Annotated in this window: 26 protein-coding genes and 1 tRNA gene; 9 read left to right on the plus strand and 18 right to left on the minus strand. The window is 71.1% G+C overall.

All coding sequences use genetic code 11. The features are described from left to right. The 5 genes from cbiQ (at position 1) to OG870_RS19480 (ending at position 3808) form a co-directional block, all read left to right on the plus strand. The gene (gene cbiQ / locus OG870_RS19460) at positions 1 to 762 is read left to right on the plus strand and encodes a cobalt ECF transporter T component CbiQ (protein ID WP_266515906.1); all 762 of its coding nucleotides are present in this window, start codon (positions 1 to 3) and stop codon (positions 760 to 762) included. Further along, the gene (locus OG870_RS19465; protein WP_266515909.1) at positions 750 to 1520 is read left to right on the plus strand and encodes an energy-coupling factor ABC transporter ATP-binding protein; all 771 of its coding nucleotides are present in this window, start codon (positions 750 to 752) and stop codon (positions 1518 to 1520) included. Before cbiQ ends, OG870_RS19465 begins: the two co-directional genes overlap by 13 nt. Then, positions 1517 to 1975 (plus strand): MarR family winged helix-turn-helix transcriptional regulator, encoded by a 459-nt coding sequence (locus tag OG870_RS19470; RefSeq protein ID WP_266515912.1) that lies wholly within the window; start codon positions 1517 to 1519, stop codon positions 1973 to 1975. Before OG870_RS19465 ends, OG870_RS19470 begins: the two co-directional genes overlap by 4 nt. 103 nt (positions 1976 to 2078) lie before the next feature. Next, the gene (locus OG870_RS19475) at positions 2079 to 2525 is read left to right on the plus strand and encodes an organic hydroperoxide resistance protein (RefSeq protein ID WP_266583927.1); all 447 of its coding nucleotides are present in this window, start codon (positions 2079 to 2081) and stop codon (positions 2523 to 2525) included. Positions 2526 to 2599: 74 nt separating this feature from the next. Next, on the plus strand, positions 2600 to 3808 hold the full coding sequence (locus tag OG870_RS19480) for a serine hydrolase domain-containing protein (protein WP_266583925.1): 1209 nt from the start codon (positions 2600 to 2602) through the stop codon (positions 3806 to 3808). On the opposite strand, the gene OG870_RS19485 is transcribed toward OG870_RS19480, so the two are convergent. The 6 genes from OG870_RS19485 to OG870_RS19510 all read right to left on the minus strand — a co-directional run bounded on the left by OG870_RS19485 (position 3805) and on the right by OG870_RS19510 (position 9219). Continuing rightward, on the minus strand, positions 3805 to 4080 hold the full coding sequence (locus OG870_RS19485) for a DUF1876 domain-containing protein (RefSeq protein WP_266515920.1): 276 nt from the start codon (positions 4078 to 4080) through the stop codon (positions 3805 to 3807). The two genes, OG870_RS19480 and OG870_RS19485, sit on opposite strands and share 4 nt — an antisense overlap. A 156-nt stretch (positions 4081 to 4236) precedes the next feature. After that, positions 4237 to 5082, minus strand: a complete 846-nt coding sequence (locus OG870_RS19490; protein ID WP_327691184.1) for a DMT family transporter — start codon at positions 5080 to 5082, stop codon at positions 4237 to 4239. Beyond that, complete coding sequence (locus OG870_RS19495) at positions 5079 to 5594, minus strand: YbaK/EbsC family protein (RefSeq protein ID WP_266515925.1); 516 nt, start codon at positions 5592 to 5594, stop codon at positions 5079 to 5081. The genes OG870_RS19490 and OG870_RS19495 overlap by 4 nt, the downstream gene beginning before the upstream one ends. A 68-nt stretch (positions 5595 to 5662) precedes the next feature. Next, positions 5663 to 5884 carry a hypothetical protein gene (locus OG870_RS19500; protein ID WP_327691185.1) on the minus strand — a complete coding sequence of 74 codons (222 nt, stop codon included), beginning with the start codon at positions 5882 to 5884 and terminating at the stop codon, positions 5663 to 5665. Between the two features lie 366 nt (positions 5885 to 6250). After that, positions 6251 to 8488: an MMPL family transporter gene (locus OG870_RS19505; RefSeq protein ID WP_266583919.1), complete on the minus strand. Its 2238-nt coding sequence runs from the start codon at positions 8486 to 8488 to the stop codon at positions 6251 to 6253. A 125-nt stretch (positions 8489 to 8613) separates the two neighbouring features. Then, the gene (locus OG870_RS19510) at positions 8614 to 9219 is read right to left on the minus strand and encodes a TetR/AcrR family transcriptional regulator (RefSeq protein ID WP_266515934.1); all 606 of its coding nucleotides are present in this window, start codon (positions 9217 to 9219) and stop codon (positions 8614 to 8616) included. Positions 9220 to 9374: 155 nt separating this feature from the next. On the opposite strand from OG870_RS19510, the gene OG870_RS19515 reads away from it, so the two are divergent. Further along, positions 9375 to 12647, plus strand: coding sequence for a S41 family peptidase (locus tag OG870_RS19515; RefSeq protein WP_327691186.1), 3273 nt, complete (start codon positions 9375 to 9377; stop codon positions 12645 to 12647). Between the two features lie 165 nt (positions 12648 to 12812). Here the strand turns inward: OG870_RS19515 and OG870_RS19520 are convergent, their stop codons facing one another. The 4 genes from OG870_RS19520 to OG870_RS19535 form a co-directional block, all read right to left on the minus strand. Then, positions 12813 to 13106, minus strand: a complete 294-nt coding sequence (locus OG870_RS19520) for a hypothetical protein (RefSeq protein WP_266515940.1) — start codon at positions 13104 to 13106, stop codon at positions 12813 to 12815. A gap of 87 nt (positions 13107 to 13193) precedes the next feature. Then, a complete protein-coding gene (locus tag OG870_RS19525; RefSeq protein WP_266515943.1) occupies positions 13194 to 14078 on the minus strand; it encodes an SDR family oxidoreductase in 885 nt (294 codons plus the stop codon). After that, entirely contained in the window at positions 14075 to 15001 is a 927-nt protein-coding gene (locus tag OG870_RS19530; protein WP_266839999.1) for an alpha/beta fold hydrolase, read from the minus strand. Before OG870_RS19530 ends, OG870_RS19525 begins: the two co-directional genes overlap by 4 nt. Next, positions 14998 to 16530, minus strand: coding sequence for a flavin-containing monooxygenase (locus OG870_RS19535; RefSeq protein WP_266839997.1), 1533 nt, complete (start codon positions 16528 to 16530; stop codon positions 14998 to 15000). The genes OG870_RS19530 and OG870_RS19535 overlap by 4 nt, the downstream gene beginning before the upstream one ends. Positions 16531 to 16700: 170 nt before the next feature. Between OG870_RS19535 and OG870_RS19540 the strand changes: the two genes are divergently transcribed. After that, complete coding sequence (locus OG870_RS19540) at positions 16701 to 17330, plus strand: MerR family transcriptional regulator (RefSeq protein ID WP_266588369.1); 630 nt, start codon at positions 16701 to 16703, stop codon at positions 17328 to 17330. A gap of 13 nt (positions 17331 to 17343) precedes the next feature. Here OG870_RS19540 and OG870_RS19545 read toward each other — a convergent pair whose 3' ends face one another. After that, positions 17344 to 18168 (minus strand): exodeoxyribonuclease III, encoded by an 825-nt coding sequence (locus OG870_RS19545; protein WP_327691187.1) that lies wholly within the window; start codon positions 18166 to 18168, stop codon positions 17344 to 17346. 47 nt (positions 18169 to 18215) lie between these two features. Here OG870_RS19545 and OG870_RS19550 point away from each other — a divergent pair, with 47 nt between their 5' ends. Beyond that, positions 18216 to 18701: a GNAT family N-acetyltransferase gene (locus OG870_RS19550; RefSeq protein WP_266583911.1), complete on the plus strand. Its 486-nt coding sequence runs from the start codon at positions 18216 to 18218 to the stop codon at positions 18699 to 18701. 111 nt (positions 18702 to 18812) lie between these two features. Here the strand turns inward: OG870_RS19550 and OG870_RS19555 are convergent. From OG870_RS19555 to galU, 7 genes are all read right to left on the minus strand, one after another. Next, positions 18813 to 18886, minus strand: a tRNA-Ala gene (locus tag OG870_RS19555). Between the two features lie 90 nt (positions 18887 to 18976). Next, entirely contained in the window at positions 18977 to 20194 is a 1218-nt protein-coding gene (gene sepX / locus OG870_RS19560) for a divisome protein SepX/GlpR (RefSeq protein ID WP_327691188.1), read from the minus strand. A gap of 200 nt (positions 20195 to 20394) precedes the next feature. Continuing rightward, positions 20395 to 20997: a GNAT family N-acetyltransferase gene (locus OG870_RS19565; RefSeq protein ID WP_266515960.1), complete on the minus strand. Its 603-nt coding sequence runs from the start codon at positions 20995 to 20997 to the stop codon at positions 20395 to 20397. 20 nt (positions 20998 to 21017) lie between these two features. Continuing rightward, a complete protein-coding gene (locus OG870_RS19570; protein WP_266515963.1) occupies positions 21018 to 21524 on the minus strand; it encodes a MogA/MoaB family molybdenum cofactor biosynthesis protein in 507 nt (168 codons plus the stop codon). Further along, a complete protein-coding gene (moaC, locus tag OG870_RS19575; RefSeq protein ID WP_266515965.1) occupies positions 21521 to 22000 on the minus strand; it encodes a cyclic pyranopterin monophosphate synthase MoaC in 480 nt (159 codons plus the stop codon). Before moaC ends, OG870_RS19570 begins: the two co-directional genes overlap by 4 nt. Before the next feature lie 84 nt (positions 22001 to 22084). Then, positions 22085 to 23407: a molybdotransferase-like divisome protein Glp gene (glp, locus tag OG870_RS19580; RefSeq protein WP_327691190.1), complete on the minus strand. Its 1323-nt coding sequence runs from the start codon at positions 23405 to 23407 to the stop codon at positions 22085 to 22087. Positions 23408 to 23411: 4 nt separating this feature from the next. Further along, positions 23412 to 24314, minus strand: a complete 903-nt coding sequence (galU, locus tag OG870_RS19585; protein WP_266583907.1) for a UTP--glucose-1-phosphate uridylyltransferase GalU — start codon at positions 24312 to 24314, stop codon at positions 23412 to 23414. 93 nt (positions 24315 to 24407) lie between these two features. Between galU and OG870_RS19590 the strand changes: the two genes are divergently transcribed. Beyond that, on the plus strand, positions 24408 to 25028 hold the full coding sequence (locus OG870_RS19590) for a 5-formyltetrahydrofolate cyclo-ligase (RefSeq protein ID WP_266583905.1): 621 nt from the start codon (positions 24408 to 24410) through the stop codon (positions 25026 to 25028). The last annotated feature ends 44 nt before the right edge of the window (positions 25029 to 25072 follow it).

A 25072-nucleotide genomic window follows, 5' to 3' on the forward strand; every position in this document is an offset into this window, starting at 1 on the left:
ATGGGCGCCGGGCACGCGCACAAGCTCTACCGGCACGGGCACTCGCCCGTGCACGCCCTGCCGCCGCACACCAAGCTGGCGGCGGCGTTCGCGTTCGTGGTGGTCGTGGTGTCGACACCACGGGAGGCGATGTGGGCCTTCGGCCTGTACGCCGTGTTGCTCGCGGTGGTCGCGTACCACGCGCGCGTGCCCGCCGGTTTCCTGTTGAGGCGGTTGCTGATCGAGGTGCCGTTCGTCGCGTTCGCGGTGCTGATGCCGTTCGTGGCGGAGGGCGATCGGGTGGACGTCCTGGGCCTGTCGCTGAGCGTGAACGGCCTGTGGGGCGCGTGGAACGTGCTCGCCAAGGGCACGCTGGGCGTCGCCGCCTCGGTGCTGCTCGCCTCCACCACGGAGCTGCGCGAACTCCTGCTGGGACTGCAGCGGTTGAAGCTCCCGCCGCTGCTCGTGCAGATCGCGTCCTTCATGATCCGCTACGGCGACGTCATCACGGACGAGATGCGGCGGATGCGGATCGCCCGGGAGTCGCGGGGCTTCGAGGCGCGCGGCGTGCGGCACTGGGGCGTGCTGGCGAAGTCGGCCGGCGCCCTGTTCATCCGCTCCTACGAGCGCGGGGAGCGCGTGCACCTTGCCATGGTCAGCCGCGGTTACGCCGGTTCGATGCCGGTGATCGACGAGGTGACCGCGTCCCGGGCGCAGTGGTCGTACGCCCTCGCGCTCCCCTGCGCCGCCCTCGTCGTCTGCCTGCTGGGATGGACCCTGTGACTACTGACTGTGCTGCTTCCCTGGAGGTCTCGGGCCTCGCCTTCGCCTACCCCGACGGCCACCAGGCCCTGTTCGGCGTGGACTTCTCCATCGGGCGGGGCGAGCGGGTCGCGCTGCTCGGGCCGAACGGCGCCGGCAAGACGACCCTCGTGCTCCACCTCAACGGCATCCTGACCGGCGGCGCGGGCTCGGTGCACGTCGCCGGACTGCCCGTGGGCAAGCAGCACATGGCCGAGATCCGGCGCCGGGTCGGCATCGTCTTCCAGGACCCGGACGACCAGCTGTTCATGCCGACGGTCCGCGAGGACGTGGCGTTCGGCCCTGCCGCGGCCGGGCTGAAGGGCCCGGAGCTGGAGGAGCGGGTCGACCGGGCACTGGCCCGGGTGGGCATGGCGGAGTTCAAGGGCCGGCCCCCGCACCACCTCTCCTTCGGGCAGCGGCGCCGGGTGGCGGTGGCGACCGTGCTCGCGATGGAGCCGGAGATCCTCGTGCTGGACGAGCCCTCCTCCAACCTCGACCCGGCTTCCCGTCGCGAACTGGCCGACATCCTGCGCTCGTTGGACGTCACCGTCCTCATGGTCACCCACGACCTGCCGTACGCCCTTGAGCTGTGCCCCCGCTCCCTGATCCTCAGCGAGGGCGTGATCGCGGCGGACGGCAGGACGGCCGAGCTGCTGGCCGACGAGGACCTGATGCGCGCCCACCGCCTGGAGCTGCCCTTCGGTTTCGACCCGCGGTCCGTGACAATGGGCGCGTGACGAACGAGGACCATACGGCGGCCTCACTGCTGCTCGACGACCAGTTGTGCTTCGCGCTGTACGCGGCCCAGCGCGCGGTGACGTCCTCCTACCGCCCGCTCCTCGACGAACTCGGCCTCACCTATCCGCAGTACCTGGTCCTGCTCGTCCTGTGGGAGCGCGGCGAGAGCACGGTCAAGGAGCTGGCGGCGGCGCTGCGGCTCGACTACGGCACGCTGTCGCCGCTGCTGAAGCGGCTGGAGTCGGCGGGGCTGGTGCGCCGGGAGCGCGCGGCACACGACGAGCGCTCGGTACTCGTCGCGTGTACGGGGCGCGGGGAGGAACTGCGGGAGCGCGCGGCGTGCGTACCGGGGGCGCTGCTCGCGGCGACCGGGCTCGACGCGCCGGAGGTCGCGCGTCTGCGCGAGGAGCTGTGGCGGCTGGCGGCGCGGGCCGAAGCCGCGGCGAAGCGCTGATCTCGCGTTACCCGCGGTTGCTACCCCCTGGTAACAGCAGCATCCATACCGGCCAGTACCTTGTGCACGATGTATTTGCGCGCACTCGTTCTGGGGGGCAGCCATGAGTGACGACACCACCGTCGACACCCGGCCGACGAAAATCATGTACGTCGCCGAGGCGACCGCACATGGCGGCCGGGACGGCTACGTCACCAGCCAGGACGGCCAGATCGAGCTGAAGGTCGCGATGCCCCGGGCGCTCGGCGGCGACGGGAACGGCACCAACCCGGAGCAGCTCTTCGCCGCCGGGTACAGCTCCTGCTTCCACAACGCGCTGGTGCTGGTCGGCCGCCGTTTCGGCTTCGACCTCACCGGCTCCACCGTCGCCGCGAAGGTCGGCATCGGCCCGAACGGGCAGCGCGGCTACGGCCTCGCGGTCGCCCTCAGCGTCTCGCTGCCCGTGCTGGACGCCGATGTCGCGGCGAAGCTCGTGGACGCGGCGCACGAGGTGTGCCCGTACTCGAACGCGACGCGCGGCAACATCGACGTAACGATCCTGTTGGGCTAGCGACACCGGGGAATCGCAGGCTGTGCAGGGGCGTTGCTCCCACAGTCGCAGGTGAGCCGGAAGGAAGTACGGGCGTGGACGTGAACGGTGCGGTGGCCGAGGGCTTCGAGCCGGTCAGGGAAGCGTTCGCGCGGAACTTCGAGGTGCTCGGAGACCGGGGCGCGGCCGTCGCCGTCTACCGGGACGGGCACAAGGTCGTCGACCTGTGGGGCGGCACGAAGAACGTAGACGGTGCCGTCGATGCCGTCGATGCCGAGCCGTGGCAGCAGGGCACCGCGCAGATCGTGCGCTCGGCGACCAAGGGCGTCGCCGCCGCCGTACTCCTGCTGCTGTGCCAGCGCGGGGAGCTGGACCTGGACGCGCCCGTCGGCGATCACTGGCCGGAGTTCAAGGCGGCGGGCAAGGAGCGGACGCGGGTGTGGCACCTGCTCGCGCACCGGGCGGGCGTGCCCGTGCTGGACCGCCCGCTGACGCCCACCCAGGCCGCGGACCCCGCTCTGGGCGCCGAGGCGGTCGCCGCACAGGCGCCGGTGTGGGAGCCCGGCACGGGCCACGGGTACCACGCGCAGACGTACAGCTGGCTGACGGGCGAGCTGGTGCGGCGGGTCACCGGGCGGGACATCGGCGAGTGGATCGCGGACGAGATCGCGGGCCGGATCGGCGCGGACCTGTGGCTCGGGCTGCCGCGGTCCGAGGTCTCACGCGTGGGCCGGGTGGCCCAGGTGGAGCCACCTGCGGAGCCGGGCGGCCTGAAGACGCGCCCCAAACGCGCGGTCGCCGACGCCTACGCGGACCGGACGTCCCTCACCCGTCGCGCCTTCGCCGCGATCACCCCTCTGCCCGACGAGAACGACGCCGCCTACCGCGCCGCCGCCCTCCCCGCCTCCAACGGCATCGCGACGGCGGAGGGGCTGGCGCGCTTCTACGCCTCGCTGATCGGCGAAGTGGACGGCGGGACACGCCTGTTCACGCCGGAGACGATGGAACTGGCACGCGGCGAACGCAGTGCTGGAGCGGACCGGGTGCTCGTGGTGAACACCCGGTTCGGCCTCGGCTACATGCTGCACGGAACGGCCTCCCCGCTCCTCGCACCCACCTCCTTCGGCCATCCCGGCCGCGGCGGCGCCCTCGGCTTCGCCGACCCCGAATCCGGCATCGCCTTCGGCTATGTGACGAACGGCTTCAGGAAGAGCGTGACGGCGGATCCGCGGGCACAGGCGCTGGTACGGGCGGTACGCCAGTCCCTCTGGACGGGCTATGGACGACCTCTGGACGACCTCTAGACGTTGATCGAGTGCGAGGTCCGCCCGGACGCCGAGTCGATCTCGCCGTGCGCCTTGGCGAGCATCTGCATCGCGAGCTCGTTCAGTGCCCGCGCGCCGGCGATCTCCTCACCCACCCTCGGCTGCCGCGCGTCGGTGTGGTGGCGGCTCGCGTGACCGTGTGCCCGTACCTCGGTCCCGTCGGGCAGCCGCACCATCGCGACCGCCCGCGTGTGCGTCTCGTCCTCCTGGAACTCCAGCTCGACATGCCATCCCACTGCGGTGTGCATCATGACGATCACCTCCGGAAGACCTGCTTCCAGAGTGCTCCTCGACACGGCCGCACGCACCACTGCCGGCCCGCCTATCGGTCCTCGGGCCATCGGTCCTGCGGGAACCGGTCCTCCTGACGGCCGCGCGTCAGACAGGCGACACCCTTTGCCGGACCGCTAACTGGCGTGCAGCATCAGCCCGATGCCGACCACCAGCAGCCCGGCCGCCGCGATCCTCGGCGCCCCGAACCGCTCCTTGAAGAAGACGGCACCGATCGCCGCACCCACGATGATCGACGACTCGCGCAACGCGGCGATCGGTGCGAGTTCCGCCTTGGTCTGGGCCCACAGGACGAGGCCGTACGCGAGCACCGACAGGGCCGCGCCGAGCAGGCCGAGGGCGGCGAACGGCCTTAGGGCGGTGAGGAGTTCGCCCCGCATGCGGGTGAGGGCGTACGCCGGGATCGCCACGCCCTCGACGGCCATCAGCCAGGCGATGTAGCCGAGGGAGGAGCCGGACGCCCGTACGCCCAGACCGTCCACGACCGTGTAGGCGGCGATGGTCAGGCCGGTGGCGAGTGCGGCGCCGATCGCGGCCCAGTTCGGCCGGCGTCCCCGCAGCCCCCACAGGGCCACGCCGGTCAGCCCCGCGCAGGACAGGGCGATCCCCGCGGCCGCCCAGCCGTTCGGCACCTCGTGGGCGAAGACCGCGGCGAGGAGCGTGACCACCAGGGGCGCGGTACCGCGTGCGATCGGGTACGCCTGCCCGAAGTCACCGAGCCGGAAGGACCGCATGAGCAGGACGTAGTACGCGACGTGGATGACGGCCGAGAGGCCGAGACACGGCCAGGCACCTGACGCCGGGAACGGCACGAACGGCACCATGAGCAGCCCGATGAGCATGCCGCCGCCGGCGATCAGCGTGAAGCCGACCAGCTTGTCGGTGATCCGGTGGGCGATCGCGTTCCAGCTGGCGTGCGTGACCGCGGCGAACAGGACCGCGGCGGCGACAAGCGGCGTCACGGGGTGCGCTCGCGCACGTCCACGAGTGCGGCACCGGCGTGGGCGACAAGCTCCTTGGGTTCCATGGGGAACACCGCGTGCGGATTGCCGGCCGCGGCCCACACCACGTCGTGCTCGAGCAGCGACCGATCGGCCAGCACCCGCGTCTTCGTACGGTGCCCGAAGGGCGGTACGCCGCCGATGGCGTACCCGGTCGTCTCCCGTACGACATCCGCCTTGGCCCGTGTCACCTTCTCGGCGCCGAGTTCCGTCCGGACCCGCTCCAGGTCCACCCGCGAGGCCCCGTCCATCAGCACCAGCACCGGCACCCCGTCCGCCGCGAAGATCAGCGACTTGCAGATCTCGCTCAGCTCGCACCCGATCGCGGCGGCGGCCTCCGCGGCGGTCCGTGTCGCGTCCGGGAAGCGGCGGATGCGGCCTAGCAGTTCGCCGAGCCCCAGCTCGCGCAGGGCGGCGGCGAAACGGGGGTTCGCTCCGGAGCTGGAGCTGTCGCTGGCATCGGGGGTCGTCATGCACGGCACGCTAGCGGTGTGTGTACGGGGCAGGCGACCGAGTTCCGCGGCCCGGGCGGCGAGTGCCGTCAGGTCCAGGGCGTCTGCGGTGCCGGCCACTGCCCGGTCCGTGTCCGCGCGCCCTTGCGGCGTCCCGTCACCAGTCCGCCCGCGGCGCGCAGGGAGACCAGGCCCATCATCGCGGAGGCGAGGATGCCCTTCACGCCGTCCATCGTGACGTACAGGGCCGCGGCGGTGGCGCCGTTGAAGAGGAACAGGAACCACGGCGTGCCGGGCCGACCCAGGAACACCTTGATCTTCGGCTTCTTCGCGATGCGTGAGCCGGCGAGCAGTGCGACGACCGCCCCGGCGCCACTGGCGATGTCCTTCTGCGTGCCGTCGAGGACCTGCCCCGCGGCCCGTGCTCGCGGCGAGGCCGCCGGCGAAGAAGGTCCACAGGAGCAGTTCGGCGGCGATTTTCCTGACGGCGGCGAAGGGGGAGCGCATGGCGTGGTCCTTACGGGAGGGGGCTGCGGGGACGTCCCGCGATCTGTCCTCAACGATCCCGTTCGGCGCCTGCCGCAACGAGGGAGCGGCCTCCCGAAGCCGGGGTGTAGCGCACTGCACCAGCGCACTGCACCACGGCGTTCGGAAGGCCGCGCCCGGAGCCGGGACCCTCAGGCCCGCACCAGCTCCCGGTCCTCGTCCGGGTCCGCTTCCTTGGAACCTCCGTCGCCCAGGGACTTCAGCCCCTCGCCCTCGACGTCCACGTTGGGCACGGCCCGGTCCAGCCACTTCGGCAGCCACCAGGCCTTCTTGCCGAGCAGCGCCAGCACCGCCGGGACGATCGCCATCCGGACGACGAACGCGTCGAAGAACACCGCGATCGCGAGACCGAAGCCGATCATCTTGATCATGGACTCGCCGGAGGTGATGAAGCCGCCGAAGACGGCGATCATGATGGCCGCGGCGGCGGCCACGACCCGTGCGCTGTGCCGGAAGCCGGTCACGATGGCCTGGGCCGGCGACTCACCGTGGACGTACGCCTCCCGCATGCGGGTCACCAGGAACACCTCGTAGTCCATCGCGAGACCGAAGACCACGCCCACCATGAAGATCGGCATCATCGACATGATCGGGCCGGTCTGCTCGACCCCGATCAGTCCGCCGAGCCAGCCCCACTGGAAGACCGCGACCACGGCGCCGAGCGCGGCGAGCACGCTGAGCAGGAAGCCGAGGGCCGCCTTCAGCGGGACCAGGACGGAGCGGAAGACCGCGATCAGGAGGAGGAAGGCGAGGCCCACCACCAGGCCCAGATACGGGATCAACGCGTCGTTGAGCTTCTGGGAGAAGTCGATGTTCATCGCCGTGGTGCCGGTGACCAGCACCTTCGCACCGGTGTCCGCCCTGATGTCGGCGCCCTTGTCACGGATGGCGTGCACCAGGTCCTCGGTCTGCACCGAGGACGGCTTGGACGACGGGATCACGGTGATCGTCGCGGTGTCGCCGGCCTTGTTGAACATCGCCGGGGTCACCGTCCCGACGTCCTTCAGGCCCTTGATCCGGTCGGTCACCGTGGTGGCCGCGGCCTTGGGGGCGTCGCTGCCCTTGGCGTCGACGACCATCATCAGCGGCCCGTTGAAGCCGGGGCCGAAGCCCTCCGAGAGCAGGTCGTAGGCCCGGCGCTGAGTCGTGGACGTCGGCTGCGAGCCGTCGTCGGGCAGGCCCAGTTCCAGGTGGGAGGCCGGGACGGCGATCGTCCCGAGGCCGACCACACCGAGCAGCAGCACGGCGGCCGGGCGGCGGATGACGAAGCTCGCCCAGCGGGCGCCCAGGCCGGGCCTGGCCGGCTTCCCTGACGTGCCGTCGTCGCCGACGGCGCCGCGCTGGCCGCGCTTCACGCCCGCCGCCTTGACCCGCTTGCCCGCGTATCCGAGGAGCGCCGGGACCATGGTCAGCGCGATGAGGACGGCCACGACGACCGTGCCCGCCGCCGCGAGGCCCATCTTCGTCAGCATCGGGACGTTGACGACCGCGAGGCCGGCCAGGGCGATCACGACCGTGAGACCCGCGAAGACCACCGCCGAGCCGGCCGTGCCGGTGGCCCGGCCGACCGCTTCCTCGCGAGAACGCCCCTCGGCGAGCTCGCTGCGGTAGCGGGAGACGATGAACAGCGCGTAGTCGATGCCGACCGCGAGACCGATCATCAGGGCCAGCGTGGATGTGGTGTCACCGAGGTCGAGCGTCTTGGCGAGGGCGGTGATGGTGGAGACGCCGATACCGACCCCGATGATCGCGGTGAGCAGCGGCAGTCCGGCCGCGACCAGCGAGCCCAGGGTGATGACCAGCACGACCGCGGCGATGGCGAGGCCGACGATCTCGCCGGCCGCACCCGGCTCGGCCCCGGCCTGCAGCGCGTCACCGCCGATCTCGACGGTCAGCCCGGCCTTCCGCGCATCCTTCCCGGCGTCCTCCAGGGCGTCCCGTGAGGCGTCCTTCAGCTCCATGCCGGAGACCTTGTACTTCACCGACGTGTAGGCGACCGTGCCGTCCTTGCTGACGGCGTGCGCCTGGTAGGGGTCGGTGACGGAGACGACCTCGGAGCCGTCGCCCAGCTCCTTCACCGTCTTCTCGACGGTCGCCTTGTTGTCGGCGTCGGTCATCCTCTCGCCGGCGGGCGCCTTGAACACGACGCGCGCGGTCGCGCCGTCGGCGCTCATCCCCGGGAAACGCTGTTCCAGCAGGTCGAAGGCCTTCTGGGCCTCCGTGCCGGGGATCGAGAAGGAGGTCGAGCCCGCGGCGGGGGCGCTGGCCGCGCCGACTCCGGCGAGGGTCAGCAGCGCCACCCATATCAGGGCGACGAAATGGCGTCGCCTGAAGGCGAGCCGGCCGAGTTTGTAGAGGAACGTGGCCACGTGGGCGTACTCCCGGTCAGGTCGTGGGGTCAGAGCAGGGGTGATCAGCCCGGCGGGGAGGCAGGGGTGATCGTCCCGACGACTTGAGCGGTGACGTCAGGTGGTGGGGTGGGATCGGGGATCGATCAGGTGGTGGGCACGCCGAGAGCGGGGAGAACCACGGCGTCGATGTACGAGAGAAGGAATTCCTGCGTCGGCGGCTGCTCGTCGATCATCGTGCGGGCCGCGAACCCGCCCATCATCATGTGCATCACGTAGTTGATCGCCGGGTTGTCCGCACGGACCTCACCCCGGTCGACCGCCCGTCGCAGCACACGGTCGAACTCCGCCATCTCCGGCTCGATCAGATACTCCTTGAATGCCTTCAGGAGATCCGGGTTGCCGTGGATGGCCATGGCCAGCCCCCGCATCAGCGCGGAGTTCTGCTCCATCTCGCAGTCGTCCGAACGCCGCGTGAGGGCGTGCAGGTCGCCCTTGAGCGAACCGGTGTCGATGTCGCCGAGGCCGATGCCGCCCGGCTTGTTGTGCCGCACCGCCTTGGCCACCAGCTCGGCCTTGCCGCCCCACTGGCGGTAGAGGGTCGCCTTGCTGGACTTGGTGCGGGCGGCCACGGCGTCCATGGTGAGGGCGTCGTAGCCGACTTCCCTGAGCAGGTCGAGCACGGCCTCGTACAGCTCGGCCTCGCGCTCGGGTGTGATCCGACTGCGACGCGCTGTTGCGACCTCAGTCATGCCACTCACCTTCCGGCTCGGGGTGCGTCCTTCTCGTATGCCCATGAAGATACTCCGAACACGAACGAAACGAAACCGTTTCGTACGTGTGGTGGCTCACGTGTGTGAAGGACTCATAAGTTGCTGGGCCCCATCCACCGGAAAAGCATGGGGAGGTGAGCTATCTGCGCCTGCCGCACCTGAGCGGTGACCTCCTGTGCTTCGTGGCCGAGGACGACCTCTGGCTGACCCCCCTCGACGGCCCGGGACGCGCCTGGCGCCTGACCGTCGACCGTACGAAGACCGGCCACCCCCGCTTCTCGCCCGACGGCACCACGATCGCGTACACGAGCTGGCGGAGTCTGGTCCCCGAGATCCATGTGGTGCCGGTGGACGGCGGACCCGAGCGGCAGCTCACCTACTGGGGCTCGGCCGACACCCAGGTCTGCGGCTGGGACCCGGGCGGCACCATCCTCGCCGTCGCATCCCACGGCGAGCCCTTCTCCTATTTCACCTGGGCCTACAAGGTGTCCCCCGACGGCGACCCCGGGCGCAAGCTGCCCTGGGGCCCGGTCTCCGACATCCAGGTCGCCGAGATCGACGGCGAGCGCAGGACCCTGCTGCTCACCGGCACCCCGCCGCACGAGCCCGCCGCCTGGAAGCGCTACCGCGGCGGGGCGACGGGCAGGCTGTGGCTGCACGGCGAGCGGCTGCTGCCCGACCTCGAAGGCCACCTCCACTCCCCCATGTTCGTCGGCGGCCGGATCGCCTTCCTGTCCGACCACGAGGGCATCGGCAACCTCTACTCCTGCGCCCACGACGGCTCCGGCCTGCGCCGACACACCGACCACGACGCCTTCTACGCCCGGCATGCCGCGAGCGACGGCACCCGGGTGGTGTACCAGTGCGCCGGCGACCTGTGGATGGTCGACGACCTCGCCGCCGACTCCGAACCGCGCCGCCTGGACGTCCGGCTGAGCGGGCCGCGCGCGGGCCGCCGCAGCTACCAGGTCCCGGCCGCCCAGCACGTGGACGGCATCTCGGTGGACGAGACGGGCCGCGCGAGCGCCGTCGTCGTACGCGGCAGCCTGTACTGGCTCACCCACCGCGACGGCCCGGCCCGCACGATCACCGACACCCCGGGGGTACGGGTCCGGCTCCCGGAGATGCTCGGCTCGGCCGGCCAGGTCGCGTACGTGACGGACGCGGAGGGCGAGGACGCGATCGAGATCGCCTACCTCCCGCGGGCCACCGGCGACCGCGAGCCCCGGCGTCTGGCCTCCGGGGAGCTGGGCCGCGTCCTGGAGCTGGTCTCCGACCCGAAGGGCGAGCGCCTCGCCATCGCCTCGCACGACGGACGACTGCTGCTCATCACCGTGTCCGACGACGCGGCTGCCGCCACGGGCACCGAGGACTCCGGCGGCGAGGTGACCGAGCTGATCCACTCGGTCAACGGGCCGGTACGGGACCTCGCCTTCTCGCCGGACGGGACGTGGCTGACCTGGTCGCACCCGGGGATCGGCAGGTCGCTGAGGCAGATCAAGATGGCCCGGATCTCCGCAACAGGCACAGGGGACCATCTGATCGTCGACGTCACCAACGGCCGCTTCGAGGACGAGAACCCGGTGTTCACCAGGGACGGCCGCTACCTGGCGTTCCTGTCCTGGCGCGGCTTCGACCCGGTCTACGACGTCCACACCGGGGACCTGTCCTTCCCGCTCGGCTGCCGTCCCTATCTGGTGCCGTTGAGTTCGGCCACCCTCTCCCCCTTCGCGCTGAACCCCGAAGGACGGCCGGCCGCGGGGGGCCTGGACCCGGTGGAGGACGAGGAGGGCGGCGACGGCGCGGTCACGGTCGAGATCGAGGGGCTGGAGAGCCGGGTCACCCCCTTCCCGGTCCCCGCCTCCAAGTACTCGGCGCTGTTTCCGGTGGCGGGCGGCGGGCTGGTCTGGCTGCGCTGGCCGATCTCGGGGGCGCTCGGCGAGACGTTCGCCAATCCGGACGACACCACCGGCCGCCCGACCCTCGAACACTTCAACATCAGCAAGGCCAAGAAGTCCGAACTGGTCGAGCACCTGGACTGGTTCGCGATCAGCGGCGACGGAAGCCGGCTGGTCGTGGTCGACGAGGGCGACCTGCGGGCCGTCCCCGCGAGCGAGTCCGGAGACGGCGACACGACGGTCTGGATCGACCTGCGCCGCATCCTGCACGAGGTCTGCCCGGCCGCCGAGTGGCGCCAGTCGTACGAGGAGGCCGGCCGTCTCATCCGCGCGTACTTCTGGGACCCGGGGATGTGCGGCATCGACTGGGACGCGGTGCTCGACCAGTACCGTCCGCTGCTCGAACGGGTCGCGTCCCCGGACGAGTTCGCCGACCTCCTGCGCGAAGTCCTGGGCGAGCTGGGCACCTCCCACGCCTACGTCACCGCCGCACGCCGCAACGAGGGCCCACCGCACTACCAGCGTCTGCAGGGCCTGCTCGGCGCCAACCTCGTACGCAGGGACGAGGGTTGGGTGGTCAAGCGGATCCTCCCGGGCGAATCCTCGGACTCCAAGGCGCGCTCGCCGCTGGCGGGCACGGGGATCCGGGAGGGGGCCGTGCTGACCCACGTCGACGGCCGCCCGGTGGACCCGGCGAGGGGCCCGTACCCGCTCCTGGCCGGTTCGGGAGGCACCACGGTGGAGCTGACGTTCACGCCGGCCCAGGGCGAAGCGGGCCGCGCGCGCCGGGTGGCGGTCGTCCCGCTGATCGACGAGCGCCCGCTCCGCTACCAGGACTGGGTGGCCAAACGCCGGGCGGTCGTACGGGAGTTGAGCGGCGGCCGGTGCGGCTATCTGCACATCCCGGACATGGGCGGCTCGGGCTGGGCCCAGTTCAACCGCGACCTGCGGCTGGAGGTGTCGAGGCCCGCCCTGATCGTCGACGTACGCGGCAACGCGGGCGGCCACATCAGCGAACTCGTCGTGGAGAAGCTGACCCGCAAGATCCTGGGCTGGGACCTGACTCGCAACGCCCAGCCGGTGTCGTACGCCTCGAACGCGCCGAGAGGTCCGGTGGTGGCGTTGGCGGACGAGGCGACGTCCTCCGACGGCGACATGATCACCGCGGCCATCAAGCTCCTCAGGCTCGGCCCCGTCATCGGCCAGCGCACCTGGGGCGGAGTGGTCGGCATGACCGGGCGCCACCGGCTCGGCGACGGCACGGTCATCACGGTCCCGATGAACGCGGCCTGGTTCGACGCGTACGGCTGGGGCGTCGAGAACCGGGGCGTGACACCCGACCTGGAGATCCTCCGCACCCCGCTGGACTGGGCGGAGGGCCGCCACGCCCAACTCGACGACGCGGTCCAACTGGCCGTGGAACTACTGGAGTCGAACCCCCCGGCAATCCCCCCGGACTACAGCAACGTCCCCAACCGCTCCCGCCCAAAGCTCCCCCCACGCCACTGACAGAGGCTGCCGGCAACGCCCCTCTCAAGGGGCGCGGGGAACTGCGCGACCAGCCCCCACCCACCCGCACCCGACAACGCACGCGCAGCGCCCCCGAATCGGAACACCAAAAGTGGGGCGCCCCACAAACCCGGGGCACCCCACTCTCATCGGCTCAGGCCGGCGCTACATGTCGTAGTCCGGGTCGAGCCGGTCCTGCTCCTCACGCCGCATCCGCTCCGTCTCCTCGTCACGCATGCGCTCCTGCCCCGGCCGGCCAGGCTCGTGGCCCGGTCGGCCAGGCTCCTGACCCTGTCGGCTGCGCTCCTGGCCCTGTCGGCCGCGCTCCTGACCCGTCCGGCCAGGCTCCTGGCTCGGCCGGCCACGCTCCTGACCCTGCTCCCGCGCCTGCTGGGCCTTCTGCTTGGCCTGCTGCTGCCACTGCTCCGACTTGTCCTGGAACTGGTCCTTCATACCCATGTGGGTTCACTCCCGTAGTGGGTGGGGGGAAGGCCCTTGATCGGGCCTCGACCAGATTCACACGGGCGGACACAGTGCGCATTTCGATCAACTACGGTGCGTAGCGCGGGACTCCTCGTCCGCCGCCCCACCTGCACCGACGAGCCCCGATCGCATGCCTTCCAACCGCGTCCCGAACCGCTTCATCTCCCGCTGCCCCACCGTCCCGATCAAGCCCGGCAGATACCCCCGCACGCCCTGCATCCCGCGCAGCCACCACTGCCCGTACACATGGCTCGACCGCCGCTCGATCCCGGCGACGAGCCGGTCCACCGCGGGCCCCAGCGGATACGTCTTGTTGGACGGCCACGGCAGCCGCTGCCGCAGCTCCCTCATGACCTCGTCCTGATCGGCGCCCCGCACCATGTCCGTGTCGGTCCATGACAGGTAACCGACCCCGACCCGCACGCCCTTGTGGCCGACCTCGGCCCGCAGGCTGTGCGCGTACGCCTCCACACCGGACTTGGAGGCGCAGTACGCGGTCATCATGGGCGCCGGGGTGATCGCGGCGAGCGACGCGATCTGCAGCAGATAGCCGCGGCTCTCCATCAGCACCGGCAAGAACGCCCGCGCCGTGACCGCCGACCCGATCAGATTGACCTCGATCACCCGCCGCCAGGCCTCCGGATCGGAGTCGACGAAGGGACCGCCGGTCGCGACACCCGCGTTCGCGACCACGAGGTCGACCTTCCCGAACCGCTCCTTGACCTCGCGCGCCACCCGCGCCATCGCCTCATGGTCCGTCACATCGGCGTACCAGTGGTCGCTGTCGCCGTGCAGCCGCTCGGAGACCTGCTTGAGGGCGTCCGGCTCAAGCCCGACCAGCGCCACCTTGGCGCCGCGCGCGGACAGCTTGCGGGCGAGCAGCTCCCCGACACCGCGCGCGGCACCTGTGACGACCGCGACCTGCCCGTCCAGACCCACCCTGCTCATGCGCCCTCCTTGATGGTTGCGTACGTCGTCACGAGTTCCCGGATCCGGCCCGTGACCAGCTCCGGCGCCTCCACCGGGGTCATGTGGCCGAGCCCCGGCAGTTCGGTGCTGCCCACGCAGTTCGGCAGCGCGGCGACCAGCGCCCGCGCCTGCACGGGCGGCGTGAGCCGGTCGGCGGTCCCGACGACCACGACAGTCGGCACCCTCAACTCCCGTACTCCATGGTCGAGATCGAGCAGATGGAGCACCTTCGACCAGGTGTGGCGCACCTTGCGGGGACACGCGTGCACGATCCGCGCGCACGCCTCCACCATGTGCGGCGCCGAACCAGGCCCCATCGTCCCGTACTTGAGGATCCGCCGCGCGAGGGGCGTGACCGGCCCGAGCGGCGCCCGCACCCCGAGGATGTGCCTGGTCAGCCAGGTCCGCAGCCGACCGGGCCGGAGGGGGACGACCGTCGACTCGGCGACCAGCCGCGAGGAACCCGTGCTGCACAGCAGGACGGCGACCGCGTGTTCCCGGAAGACGGCTCTGCCGGACGCCGCCATCACCGTCATGCCGCCCATGGAATGGCCGACGACCACGGCCTTCTCCCCGGGCGCCAGGGTCGCTTCCAGGACGGCTTCGAGGTCGTCCGCGAGCGCCTCCGTACTGCACGCCGGGCTCGCCGGACTGCGTCCGTGGCCGCGCTGGTCGTAGGCGATGACGCGATGGTCGGCCGCGAGGTCCCGTATCTGCGCGGCCCAGAAGGCGGTGGAACAGGTCCAGCCGTGGGCGAGGACGACGGCGGGCGCGGCGCTGTTTTCGACGGGTCCGTGCACCTCCACGTGCAGACGGGCGCCGTCGGCCGATTCCGCGACGAGCTCACGGGCAGGGGCGGGCGGGGCGTACGGCCCGGAGGAAACACTCATGAGCCGGCTCACGCGTCCACCCCCACGCTCTTCGCACTCTCCCCGCTGTCCCCGCTGTCCCCGCTCTTGGCGGGAACGCGCAGGAGTTCGTACTCCGTGAGATCCACCTGCCGGGTGGCCCGCCGGAACTCGGTCGTCGTACCGGGCCAGATGGTGGTGTTACGACCGCTCGCGTCGAGGTACCAGCTGGTGCAGCCGCCGGTGTTCCACACCGTCCGCTTCATGCGCTCCTGCACCCGCCGGTTCCAGGCGGCGACGGCACCGGGCCGGGCGTCGAGGGCGGCACGCCCCCCGAGAACCCCCAACTGCCGTACGAAATCCGCCATGTAGTTGAGCTGCGACTCGATCATCAGGATCATCGAGGAGTTCCCGAGCCCGGTGTTGGGCCCGATGATGGTCATCCAGTTGGGGAACCCGGCCGCGGAGGCTCCGCGCAGGGCCTCCATCCCGCCCTTCCAGGCCTCGGCGAGAGTCCTGCCGTCGGCGCCCACGACCCGGTCGGCGATCGGCATGTCGGTGACGTGGAATCCAGTACCGAAGATGATCGCGTCGACCTCGGCCTCCGTCCCGTCGGCGGCGACGACGGTCGAACCGCGGATCTCGCTCAACCCGCTCGCCACGACGTCGACGTTCGGACGGGCGAGTGCCGGATAGTACGCACTGCTCAGCAGGATCCGCTTGCAGCCGATGCGGTAGTCGGGGGTGAGCTTGGCGCGCAGGGCCGGGTCCTTGATGGCCCGCGCCATGTTCCGCTTGGCCAACTGCTCGATGAAACCCAGCTCGTCGGGGTGCTTGGTGAACGCCTGGACCTGCAACTCCCGCATCCCCCACAGCAGTCCGCGCCGGACCCGCGAGGTGAACGGCAGCGCACGGTGCAGCGCCCGCTCCGCACCGCTGATGGCGCGGTCCACGCGGGGCATGACCCAGGGCGGGGTGCGCTGGAAGAGGGTCAGCCGGGCGACGTCCGGCTGAATGCTGGGCACGATCTGGATGGCGGAGGCGCCGGTTCCCACCATCGCGACGCGCTTGCCGCGCAGGTCGTGGTCATGGTCCCAGCGGGCGGAGTGGAAGACCTTGCCGGGGAAGGAGTCGAGCCCCGGGATCTCGGGGATCCTGGGGTCGGAGAGCGGCCCGGTGGCGGAGACGACGATGTCCGCGGACAGCCGCCCGCCGCTGGTCTCGATCTCCCAGCGCAGCTTCTCGCCGTCCCAGGTCATCATCTTCACTTCGGAGTTGAAGCGAAGGTGCGGCCGGAGGTGGAAGACGTCCGTGACGTGCTCCAGATAGGCCCGGATGTGCTGCTGGCCCGAGAAGGTGCGCGGCCAGTCGGGATTGGGCGCGAAGGAGAACGAGTACAGATGGGACGGCACATCGCAGGCACACCCCGGATAGCTGTTGTCCCGCCAGGTCCCGCCGACGCTGTCGGCCCGCTCCAGCACGACGAAGTCGGTGATCCCCTCGCGCCGCAGCCGCACGGCGGCCCCAAGCCCGCCGAACCCGGACCCGATCACCGCCACGCGTACATGTTCGTGCTCGGCCATCCCGTAGCCTCCACGCCTCACTCTTCGGACTCTGCCAGTGAACACTGGCGCAATGGGGAGCGTAGAGCAGCTCCGTACCGATGGGTAGGGGTCGGAGGGAATGAAAGTTACCGGCGGTACAACATAGGCTGCGTCACGTGGCAGGGGACGACGGACGACGCGAGTACCGCATGGAGGAGCTGGCCGGGCTGGCCGGCATCACGGTGCGCACCCTGCGCTTCTACCGCGAACGCAAGCTGATCCCGCCGCCCCGCCGCGAGGGCCGCATCGCCTGGTACGACGATCACCACCTGGCCCGCCTGCGCACGATCGCGGCACTCCTGGAACGCGGCCACACCCTCACCGGCATCGCGGAACTGGCGGAGGCCCTCGACCACGGCCGCGACATGGCCGCCGTGCTCGGCGTCACCCCCACCGAGGAGGAGCCCGTCCGCCTCACCCCCGAGGAACTCGCCGCCCGCTTCGAGGGCGAGGTCACCCCGGACAACCTCGCGGCCGCGATGGAACTCGGCTACCTCGGCACCGACGGCGACGAGATCGTCCACATCAGCCGCCGCCTCCTGGACGTCTCCTCGGCCCTGGTACGCGAGGGCATCCCCCTCGCAGAGGTCCTCAAGGCAGGCGCCCGCGTCCGCGAACACGCCGACGCCCTGGCAGAGATGTTCGCCGAACTGGTCCTGCACTACGCCCACGAGGACGACCTCCAGCGCCTGCGTCCCCTGGCCCGGAGCGTGGTGGAGGCGGAGCTTTCGCTGGCGCTGGACCGGCGGTTGCGGAAGCCGGACCTGAGCACGGACTGACGGAACGGCTCGCCTACAGGTCGTACACCACGGTCACCGGCGCATGGTCCGACCACCGCTCGTCATGCGTGGCCGCCCGCTCGACGTAGGCCTTGACGGCCTTGGCGGCCAGTCCCGGCGTCGCGACGGCAAGGTCGATCCTCCAACCTGAATCGTTGTCGAAGGCCCGCCCCCGATAAGACCACCAGGTGTACGGCCCCTCCACCTCCGGATGCAGCGCCCGTACGACATCGATGTAGCCGCCGTCCGCCGCGTCGAAGACCTGCCCCAGCCACTCCCGTTCCTCCGGCAGGAAGCCGGAGTTCTTCTGGTTGCCGCGCCAGTTCTTGAGGTCGGCCCGCTGGTGGGCGATGTTCCAGTCGCCGCAGACGACCACCTCGCGCCCGTCGGCGGCGGCCCGTCGGCGCAGCGCCTTCAGATAGGTGAGGAACTCGTCCATGAAGCGGAGCTTCTCGTCCTGGCGCTCGGTGCCGACCTCGCCGGAGGGGAGATAGAGGGAGGCGACCGTGACGCCCGGCAGATCGACCTCGACGTACCGCCCGGCGGCGTCGAACTCGGCGGACCCGAAGCCGACCTGGACGCGGTCGGGTTCGCGGCGCGTGTAGAGGGAGACGCCGGCGCGGCCCTTGGCGGCGGCCGGCGCATGCACCACGTGCCAGCCGTCGGGCGTGCGCACCTGCTCGGGCAGTTGCCCCGGCTCGGCGCGCACCTCCTGCAGGCAGAGCACATCGGCGGAGGTCCCGGCGAGCCACTCCACGAAGCCCTTCTTCGCGGCGGCGCGCAGTCCATTGACGTTGACGGAGGTCACAGTGAGCACGCGGGCACGATACCGGCACACTGGACGGAGCCCAGATTCCCGGTATGCATAGGTGTACGATCTTCGACATGAATATACGCCGCGTCGCTTTCGACCACCCGGACGCCGTGAAGCTGAACGACCAGGTCCAGGCCGAGTACCACGTGCGCTACGGCGACGGCGGAGACGCGACCTCCCTGGACCCGGCGGACTTCGAGCGGCCGAACGGCGTGTACCTCATCGTGTACGACGAGAACGACAGCCCCGTCGCCACGGGCGGCTGGCGCGCCCAGGACACGAACGACGAGGGCAACCGCGACGGCGATGCCGAGGTCAAGCGGATGTACGTGGTGGACGGCGCCCGCGGGCGCGGCCTCGCCCGGCGCATCCTGGCCGCTCTGGAGGAGGACGCCTCCGCGGCCGGCCGACTGCGGATGGTCCTGGAGACGGGCACGAAGCAGCCGGAGGCCATAGCCCTCTACACGTCCAGCGGTTACGAGCCGTGCGAGAAGTTCGGGTACTACCGGCACTACGAGGAAAGCCGGTGCTTCGCCAAGCAGCTTGGCGCCCGCTGACGGAACATCAACCGAAACCGTCGGCCGACCAAAAACAAAGATCCCGTCCGATCAACCGATCGGACGGGATCTCTTCAACTCCCCCGAGTCTCCTCGGGATAGTTGTTGCGGTGGACCTGAGGGGATTCGAACCCCTGGCCCCCTCGATGCGAACGAGGTGCGCTACCGGACTGCGCCACAGGCCCTTGCAACGAGAGAAACTCTAGCACCCCGATCCGCGTGCTTGAAAATCCGTTCCGGCCCGGCCGAGGGCAGCGGCACAGGTGGGGCGGGGGCTACTCGTTGGCGGCCCGCGGCCGGTCGCCTTCCTCGTACTGATCGAACAGCGGTGTACGACCGCGCTCCCGCGCCCGCCGAGCGGAAGCCGCACGGCGGGCGTCACAGCGCCCGTCGCCGTCCGCCCTCTCCTCCTCGGGGGCCGACTCGCCCGGCGCCGCGGCGTCCCGGTGCTCGGCGTCGGAGCCCGCCTGTGCCTCCTGGTCCCGGGCGACGGAACTCGACCGGGCCGAGCTCCACGCGTCGGGGGCCCCGAGGTCCACCTCCGCGGTGGCCCGCGGCGCGACCGGCGCGGTCACGTACGTCGGCAGCGGCACCGGCACCGGGTCCCAGCTGTCGCCGTGCCCTGGCCGTCGCTGCCGCTCGCGCTGCTGGTCGACCCACTCGGCGTGGTCGGTCTGCTCGACGAGGGCGCGGCGGTCGGCGGCGAGCGCGGACAGCCCGGGGTCGGTTTCCTGCTCTGGTCCCTCGTCCGGTTCGTCGGCGTCCACCTCGGCGGCGGCAGCGCGCCGGCGCGGCTGGCGCGAGCGCTCCCGGAGCCGCTGTGCGGCGGCCTCGGCGTGGCGCCGGTCCATCTGGTAGGCGAAACGGCGTCGCTCCTGGGAGCGCAGGTACGCGATGTAGCCGCTGAGCAGTACGGCGGGCACGCCGGGCGCCCAGAGGAACGCGAGCCCTCCGACCGCGGCGACGATCGCGCCGAGCGTGAACGCGATGAAGAGCATCACGGTGGTACGCCGACGGCGCGCGAGCACCTTGGTACGCCGGGCACGCGCTGCGGCCGCTTCCTCCGAGGGCGTGCGCCGGGGGGCGGGTGCCCGCTTCCGTACAGGCGCGGGGGCCGCTGCGGGCGCCGGTGCTTCCACCTGTTCACGTGCCGGTTTCGGATGTCCTGGCGCCTGCGCCGGTGCCTCCGCTCGCGCCTCGGCGCGTACCTGCGGGCGGGCCGGAGGCATGGCGAAGGCCCGGACGTCCACCGAGTCGGTGACGGCGTCCGGACGACGGGCGCTGGGCTCCTCCTCTTCGGTGGAGCGCGCCCGCAGGTCCTTGGCGTATCGGCGCTCCATGCCCGCCCGTCCGGACAGCAGCCGGATGGCGGTGCTGAAGCGTTCCGTCGGACGGGCCTCGTTCAGCTCGTCCTGCCTACGGAGCCACATCGGCACCAAGTAGGCGGCCCAGGCCCCGACAATGACTGCGTAGATGAGGCCGCTGCTGCTCACGCCTCACACGGTAGAGGGGTTTGCGTGAGGCCATCTGCCAATTGAGCCGGTGTGTCGCACGATCTGGCTGATATTTCGAACTTTTTTTGTGACCGATGCGATCAGCAGCCCACCGAGGGCGTGAATTTAATGCCCCGAGGCGGTCGCCGCTCGATCAATTTCGAACATCTATTCAATTCTGCGAACGCGCCAAGGGGCGGCTATGCGGGATTCCCCCGCGTACGTGCCCGCTGCCAGCGGCTCAGCAGCCCGTCCGGCACCTCTTCCGCGGTCAGCGCGAAGACCAGGTGGTCGCGCCAGGCTCCGTCGATGTGGAGATAACGCGGCCTGAGACCCTCCTCGCGGAATCCGAGTTTCTCCACGACCCGGCGGCTGGGTCCGTTCTCGGGTCGAATGCAGACCTCGATGCGGTGCAGACCGACGGCCCGGAAACAGTGGTCCACGACGAGTGCCACGGCCGTCGGCATCACTCCGCGACCGGCCACCGACTCGTCCACCCAGTAACCGATGTGGCCCGAGCACATCGAACCCCAGGTGATTCCCGCGACCGTCAACTGCCCGACCAGCCGCCCCTGGTACTCGATGACGAACGGCAGCATCCGGCCGGAGTTGGCCTCGGACCGAAGGTGGCGGACCATCTGACGGTAGGTCGGCCGGTGCGCGATCGGCCCGCTCGGCGTGGGCGGCGGAATCGTCGCCTCCCAGGGGCGCAGCCAGTCCCGGTTGCGCCGGTTGACCTCGCGCCAGGCCCGCTGGTCGCGCAGCTTTATCGGCCTGAGGACGATGTCTCCGTCCGTCAGCACGACGGGCCAGGATGGGCTGTTCAGCTCGCACCCCCAGTGGTGACGCCGGGTCTGGGGTGGTCGCCGCCGCGAATCTGGTCGACGGCGTGCACCAGCAGGGGTTCAAGGACGGCCAGTCCGTCCTTCACCCCGCCGGTGGAACCCGGCAGATTGACGATCAGCGTCCCTCCCGCCACTCCGGCCAGGCCCCGGGAGAGCGCGGCGGTGGGCACCTTCTCCCGTCCGAACGCCCTGATGGCCTCCGCGATGCCCGGCACCTCGTAGTCGATCACCGCGCTCGTCGCTTCGGGTGTGCGGTCGGTGGGTGAGATGCCGGTGCCGCCGGTGGTCACGATCACGTCGTACCCCGCCTCGGCACCCGCACGCAGCGCGGCCTCCACGGGGTCGCCGTCGGCGACGACCCGCGGACCGTCGACGGCGAAGCCGAGACCTTCGAGGCCGGCGGCGACCCGTGGGCCGCCCTTGTCCTCGTAGACGCCTGAGGCCGCCCTGTTGGAGGCGGTGACCACCAGAGCTCGGTACGTCATGCCCGGCTCCAGTCGCCCGACTTGCCGCCGGTCTTCTCCTCCACCCGTACGTCCGTGATGACCGCTCCCTTGTCGACCGCCTTGACCATGTCGATCACGGTGAGCGCGGCGACGGAGACCGCGGTGAGGGCCTCCATCTCGACGCCCGTGCGGTCCGTGGTCTTCACCGTGGCGAGGATCTCCACGGCGTCGTCCGCGACCGACAGATCCAGTTTCACACCGGACACCGACAACGGGTGGCAGAGCGGGATGAGGTCCGGGGTGCGCTTGGCGCCCATGATGCCCGCGATGCGCGCGGTGGCCAGGGCGTCGCCCTTGGGGACCCCCTCGCCGCGCAGCAGCTCGACCACTCGGGGTGAGACGAGGACGCGGCCGCTTGCGCGGGCGGTGCGCGCGGTGACGTCCTTGCCGGACACGTCGACCATACGGGCGGCGCCCGCGTCGTCGATGTGCGTCAGTCGGTCCTGCGTGTTCATCTGTGTGGCGCTCCCGGTCCCGGCCCGGCGCGGTGCGGCGCACGGGTCTGCTGTGCGCGACACGGTACCGCCAACCAGGAGCCCTCAGCCGAGCAGGACGACCTCGACCTCGGTGCCGGGCTCGACCGACTCCACGTCCTCGGGGACGACGATCAGCGCGTCGGCGAGCGCGAGGGCCGCGACCAGGTGTGATCCGGCGCCGCCGACCGGAGTCACGGAGCCGTCGGCGTACGTCCCGCGCAGGAACTGTCTGCGGCCCTTCGGCGAGGTCAGCGCCTTGCCGGTGGTCAGGGTCGCGCGGGTGCGCGGCCGGTGGACGTCGTCGAGCCCCATGAGGGTGCGGATCGCGGGGCGGACGAACAGCTCGAAGGAGACGTACGACGACACCGGGTTGCCGGGGAGCGCCAGCAGCGGGGTGTGCTCGGGGCCGATGGTGCCGAAGCCCTGGGGCTTGCCGGGCTGCATGGCGATCTTGCGGAAGTCGATGCCGCTGCCCGCCTCGTCCTCGTCACCGACGTACGAGAGTGCCTCCTTGACGACGTCGTACGCCCCGACGCTCACGCCGCCGGTCGTGACCATGAGGTCGGCGCGGACGAGCTGGTCCTCGATGGTGGAGCGGAGGGTCTCGGCCTCGTCCGGGACCGCGCCGACGCGGTAGGCGATGGCGCCGGCGTCGCGGGCGCAGGCCGTGAGGGCGAAGCTGTTGGAGTCGTAGATCTGGCCGCTGCCCAGTTCCTCGTCGGGCTGGACGAGTTCGCTGCCGGTGGACATGACGACTACGCGCGGGCGCGGGCGCACGCGGACCGTGCCGCGGCCGATCGCGGCGAGCAGGGCGATCTGGGGCGGTCCGAGGACGGTGCCGGCTTCGAGGGCGCGGTCCCCGGACCTCACGTCGCTGCCCTTCGCGCGCACGTGCGCGCGTGCCTCGGCCGGGCGGTAGACGTGCACGTGGCCCTCGGCGCCCTCGGGGGCCAGGGCCCGGGCGCGCATGCCGGACACCGGGCCCTCGCCGAGGCCTCCGTCGGTCCACTCGACGGGGACGACGGTCTCGGCGCCGGGCGGGAGCGGGGCGCCGGTCATGATGCGGGCGGCCTGGCCGGGGCCCACCTGAAGCAGGTCGGCCTGGCCCGCCGCGACGTCCCCGACGACGTCCAGGACGGCCGGGAACTCCTCGCTCGCGCCCGCGACATCCGCGACCCGCACCGCGTACCCGTCCATGGAGCTGTTGTCGAACGGCGGCAGCGAGAGCGGCACCGTGACGTCCTCGACCAGGACGCAGCCCTGTGCGTCCATGAGGTTCAACTCGATGGGATCCAGGGGGCGGACGGTCGCGAGGATGTCCTCCAGGTGCTCGTCCACCGACCAGAGGTGGTCCTGGCCGGTGGCGCGGGGCGCGGCGCTGCTCAACGTGCTACATCTCCTCGGCTACGTAACTGCGAAGCCAGGTCCGGAAGTCCGGGCCCAGGTCTTCACGTTCGCACGCGAGTCTGACAATGGCACGCAGATAGTCACCGCGGTCGCCGGTGTCATAGCGGCGGCCCTTGAAGACGACTCCGTGCACCGGGCCGCCGACCTTCTCGTCCTGCGCGAGCTGCTGGAGGGCGTCGGTGAGCTGGATCTCGCCGCCGCGGCCCGGCTCGGTCTCGCGCAGGATGTCGAAGACGTGCGGGTCGAGGACGTAGCGGCCGATGATGGCGTAGTTCGAGGGGGCGTCCGCCGCGTCCGGCTTCTCGACCATGCCGGTCACCTTGACGACGTCGCCGTCCTCGGTGGCCTCGACGGCCGCGCATCCGTAGAGGTGGATCTGCGCCGGCGCGACCTCCATGAGCGCGATGACGCTGCCGCCGCGCTGTTCCTGGACCTCCACCATGCGCGCGAGCAGCGGGTCGCGCGGGTCGATCAGGTCGTCGCCGAGCAGGACGGCGAAGGGCTCGTGGCCGACGTGCGGGGCGGCGCACAGCACGGCGTGACCCAGACCCCGGGGGTCGCCCTGTCGCACGTAGTGCATGGTCGCGAGGTCGCTGGACTCCTGGACCTTGGCGAGCCGGCTCGCGTCGCCCTTCTTCTGGAGGGCGGACTCGAGCTCGTAGTTGCGGTCGAAGTGGTCCTCAAGGGGGCGCTTGTTGCGGCCCGTGATCATGAGGACGTCGTCGAGGCCCGCGGACACGGCCTCCTCGACCACGTACTGGATCGCCGGCTTGTCGACGACCGGCAGCATCTCCTTGGGAGTGGCCTTGGTGGCCGGCAGGAACCGGGTGCCGAGGCCTGCTGCGGGGATGACAGCCTTACTGATCCTTGGGTGCGACTGGGTCATGCCGCAACCCTATCCGGTGCCTTTGTTGGGAATCTGTGGCTCCGGTTAATTGGCTCTCATATGAGCGCATTGGGAAGGGTACGGGTACGACCTATGAGTCACCTCGGACGTGCGGCCGAGCCTGACAAGCGAATGTTGCGGCAAGGGTTCCTCACGGTGAGAAACAGATTGACGGCCGATGACCTGCGGGAGGCCGCGACCGCGCTGGCCGAGCGCGCGCTCCGGCTGCCCGAACTGGCGCAGGCCCGCACGGTGGCGGCGTACGTCTCCGTAGGCAGTGAGCCGGGGACGCTCACGCTGCTGGACGCGCTGCGCGCGCGGGGCGTGCGCGTGCTGCTCCCCGCGCTCCTCCCGGACAACGACCTCGACTGGGGCGCGTACGACGGAGAGGGCTCCCTCGCACGGGTCCAACACGGCAGGAAAATGGCCCTCTTCGAGCCGGCCGGGGAGCGCCTGGGCCCGGACGCCGTGACCGGGGCGGACGTCGTGCTGCTGCCCGGGCTCGCGGTCGACGCGCGCGGGATGCGGCTGGGGCGCGGCGGAGGGTCGTACGACCGTGTCCTCGCGCGTCTGGAGCGCGCGGGTTCACATCCCGCGTTGGTGGTGCTGCTGTACGACTCGGAGGTCGTCGAGCACGTACCGGAGGAGGCGCACGACCGGCCGGTACAGGCGGTGGTGACGCCTTCGGGCGTGCGCCGCTTCGGGAGCGGCTGATCCGCCCTGTCATGCGAAATGGCCCTCCACGCGCGCGTGGAGGG

Source organism: Streptomyces sp. NBC_00461 (assembly GCF_036013935.1).
In the GTDB taxonomy this organism is placed as follows: Bacteria; Actinomycetota; Actinomycetes; order Streptomycetales; family Streptomycetaceae; genus Streptomyces.

Coding starts and splice junctions, on each gene's coding strand:
- cbiQ (WP_266515906.1), top strand. CDS start 1: ATGGGCGCCGGGCACGCGCACAAGCTCTACCGGCACGGGCACTCGCCC.
- OG870_RS19465 (WP_266515909.1), top strand. CDS start 750: ATGGACCCTGTGACTACTGACTGTGCTGCTTCCCTGGAGGTCTCGGGC.
- OG870_RS19475 (WP_266583927.1), top strand. CDS start 2,079: ATGAGTGACGACACCACCGTCGACACCCGGCCGACGAAAATCATGTAC.
- OG870_RS19485 (WP_266515920.1), bottom strand. CDS start 4,080: ATGATGCACACCGCAGTGGGATGGCATGTCGAGCTGGAGTTCCAGGAG.
- OG870_RS19495 (WP_266515925.1), bottom strand. CDS start 5,594: ATGACGACCCCCGATGCCAGCGACAGCTCCAGCTCCGGAGCGAACCCC.
- OG870_RS19510 (WP_266515934.1), bottom strand. CDS start 9,219: ATGACTGAGGTCGCAACAGCGCGTCGCAGTCGGATCACACCCGAGCGC.
- OG870_RS19520 (WP_266515940.1), bottom strand. CDS start 13,106: ATGGGTATGAAGGACCAGTTCCAGGACAAGTCGGAGCAGTGGCAGCAG.
- OG870_RS19525 (WP_266515943.1), bottom strand. CDS start 14,078: ATGAGCAGGGTGGGTCTGGACGGGCAGGTCGCGGTCGTCACAGGTGCC.
- OG870_RS19535 (WP_266839997.1), bottom strand. CDS start 16,530: ATGGCCGAGCACGAACATGTACGCGTGGCGGTGATCGGGTCCGGGTTC.
- OG870_RS19540 (WP_266588369.1), top strand. CDS start 16,701: ATGGAGGAGCTGGCCGGGCTGGCCGGCATCACGGTGCGCACCCTGCGC.
- OG870_RS19550 (WP_266583911.1), top strand. CDS start 18,216: ATGAATATACGCCGCGTCGCTTTCGACCACCCGGACGCCGTGAAGCTG.
- OG870_RS19570 (WP_266515963.1), bottom strand. CDS start 21,524: ATGACGTACCGAGCTCTGGTGGTCACCGCCTCCAACAGGGCGGCCTCA.
- moaC (WP_266515965.1), bottom strand. CDS start 22,000: ATGAACACGCAGGACCGACTGACGCACATCGACGACGCGGGCGCCGCC.
- galU (WP_266583907.1), bottom strand. CDS start 24,314: ATGACCCAGTCGCACCCAAGGATCAGTAAGGCTGTCATCCCCGCAGCA.
- OG870_RS19590 (WP_266583905.1), top strand. CDS start 24,408: ATGAGTCACCTCGGACGTGCGGCCGAGCCTGACAAGCGAATGTTGCGG.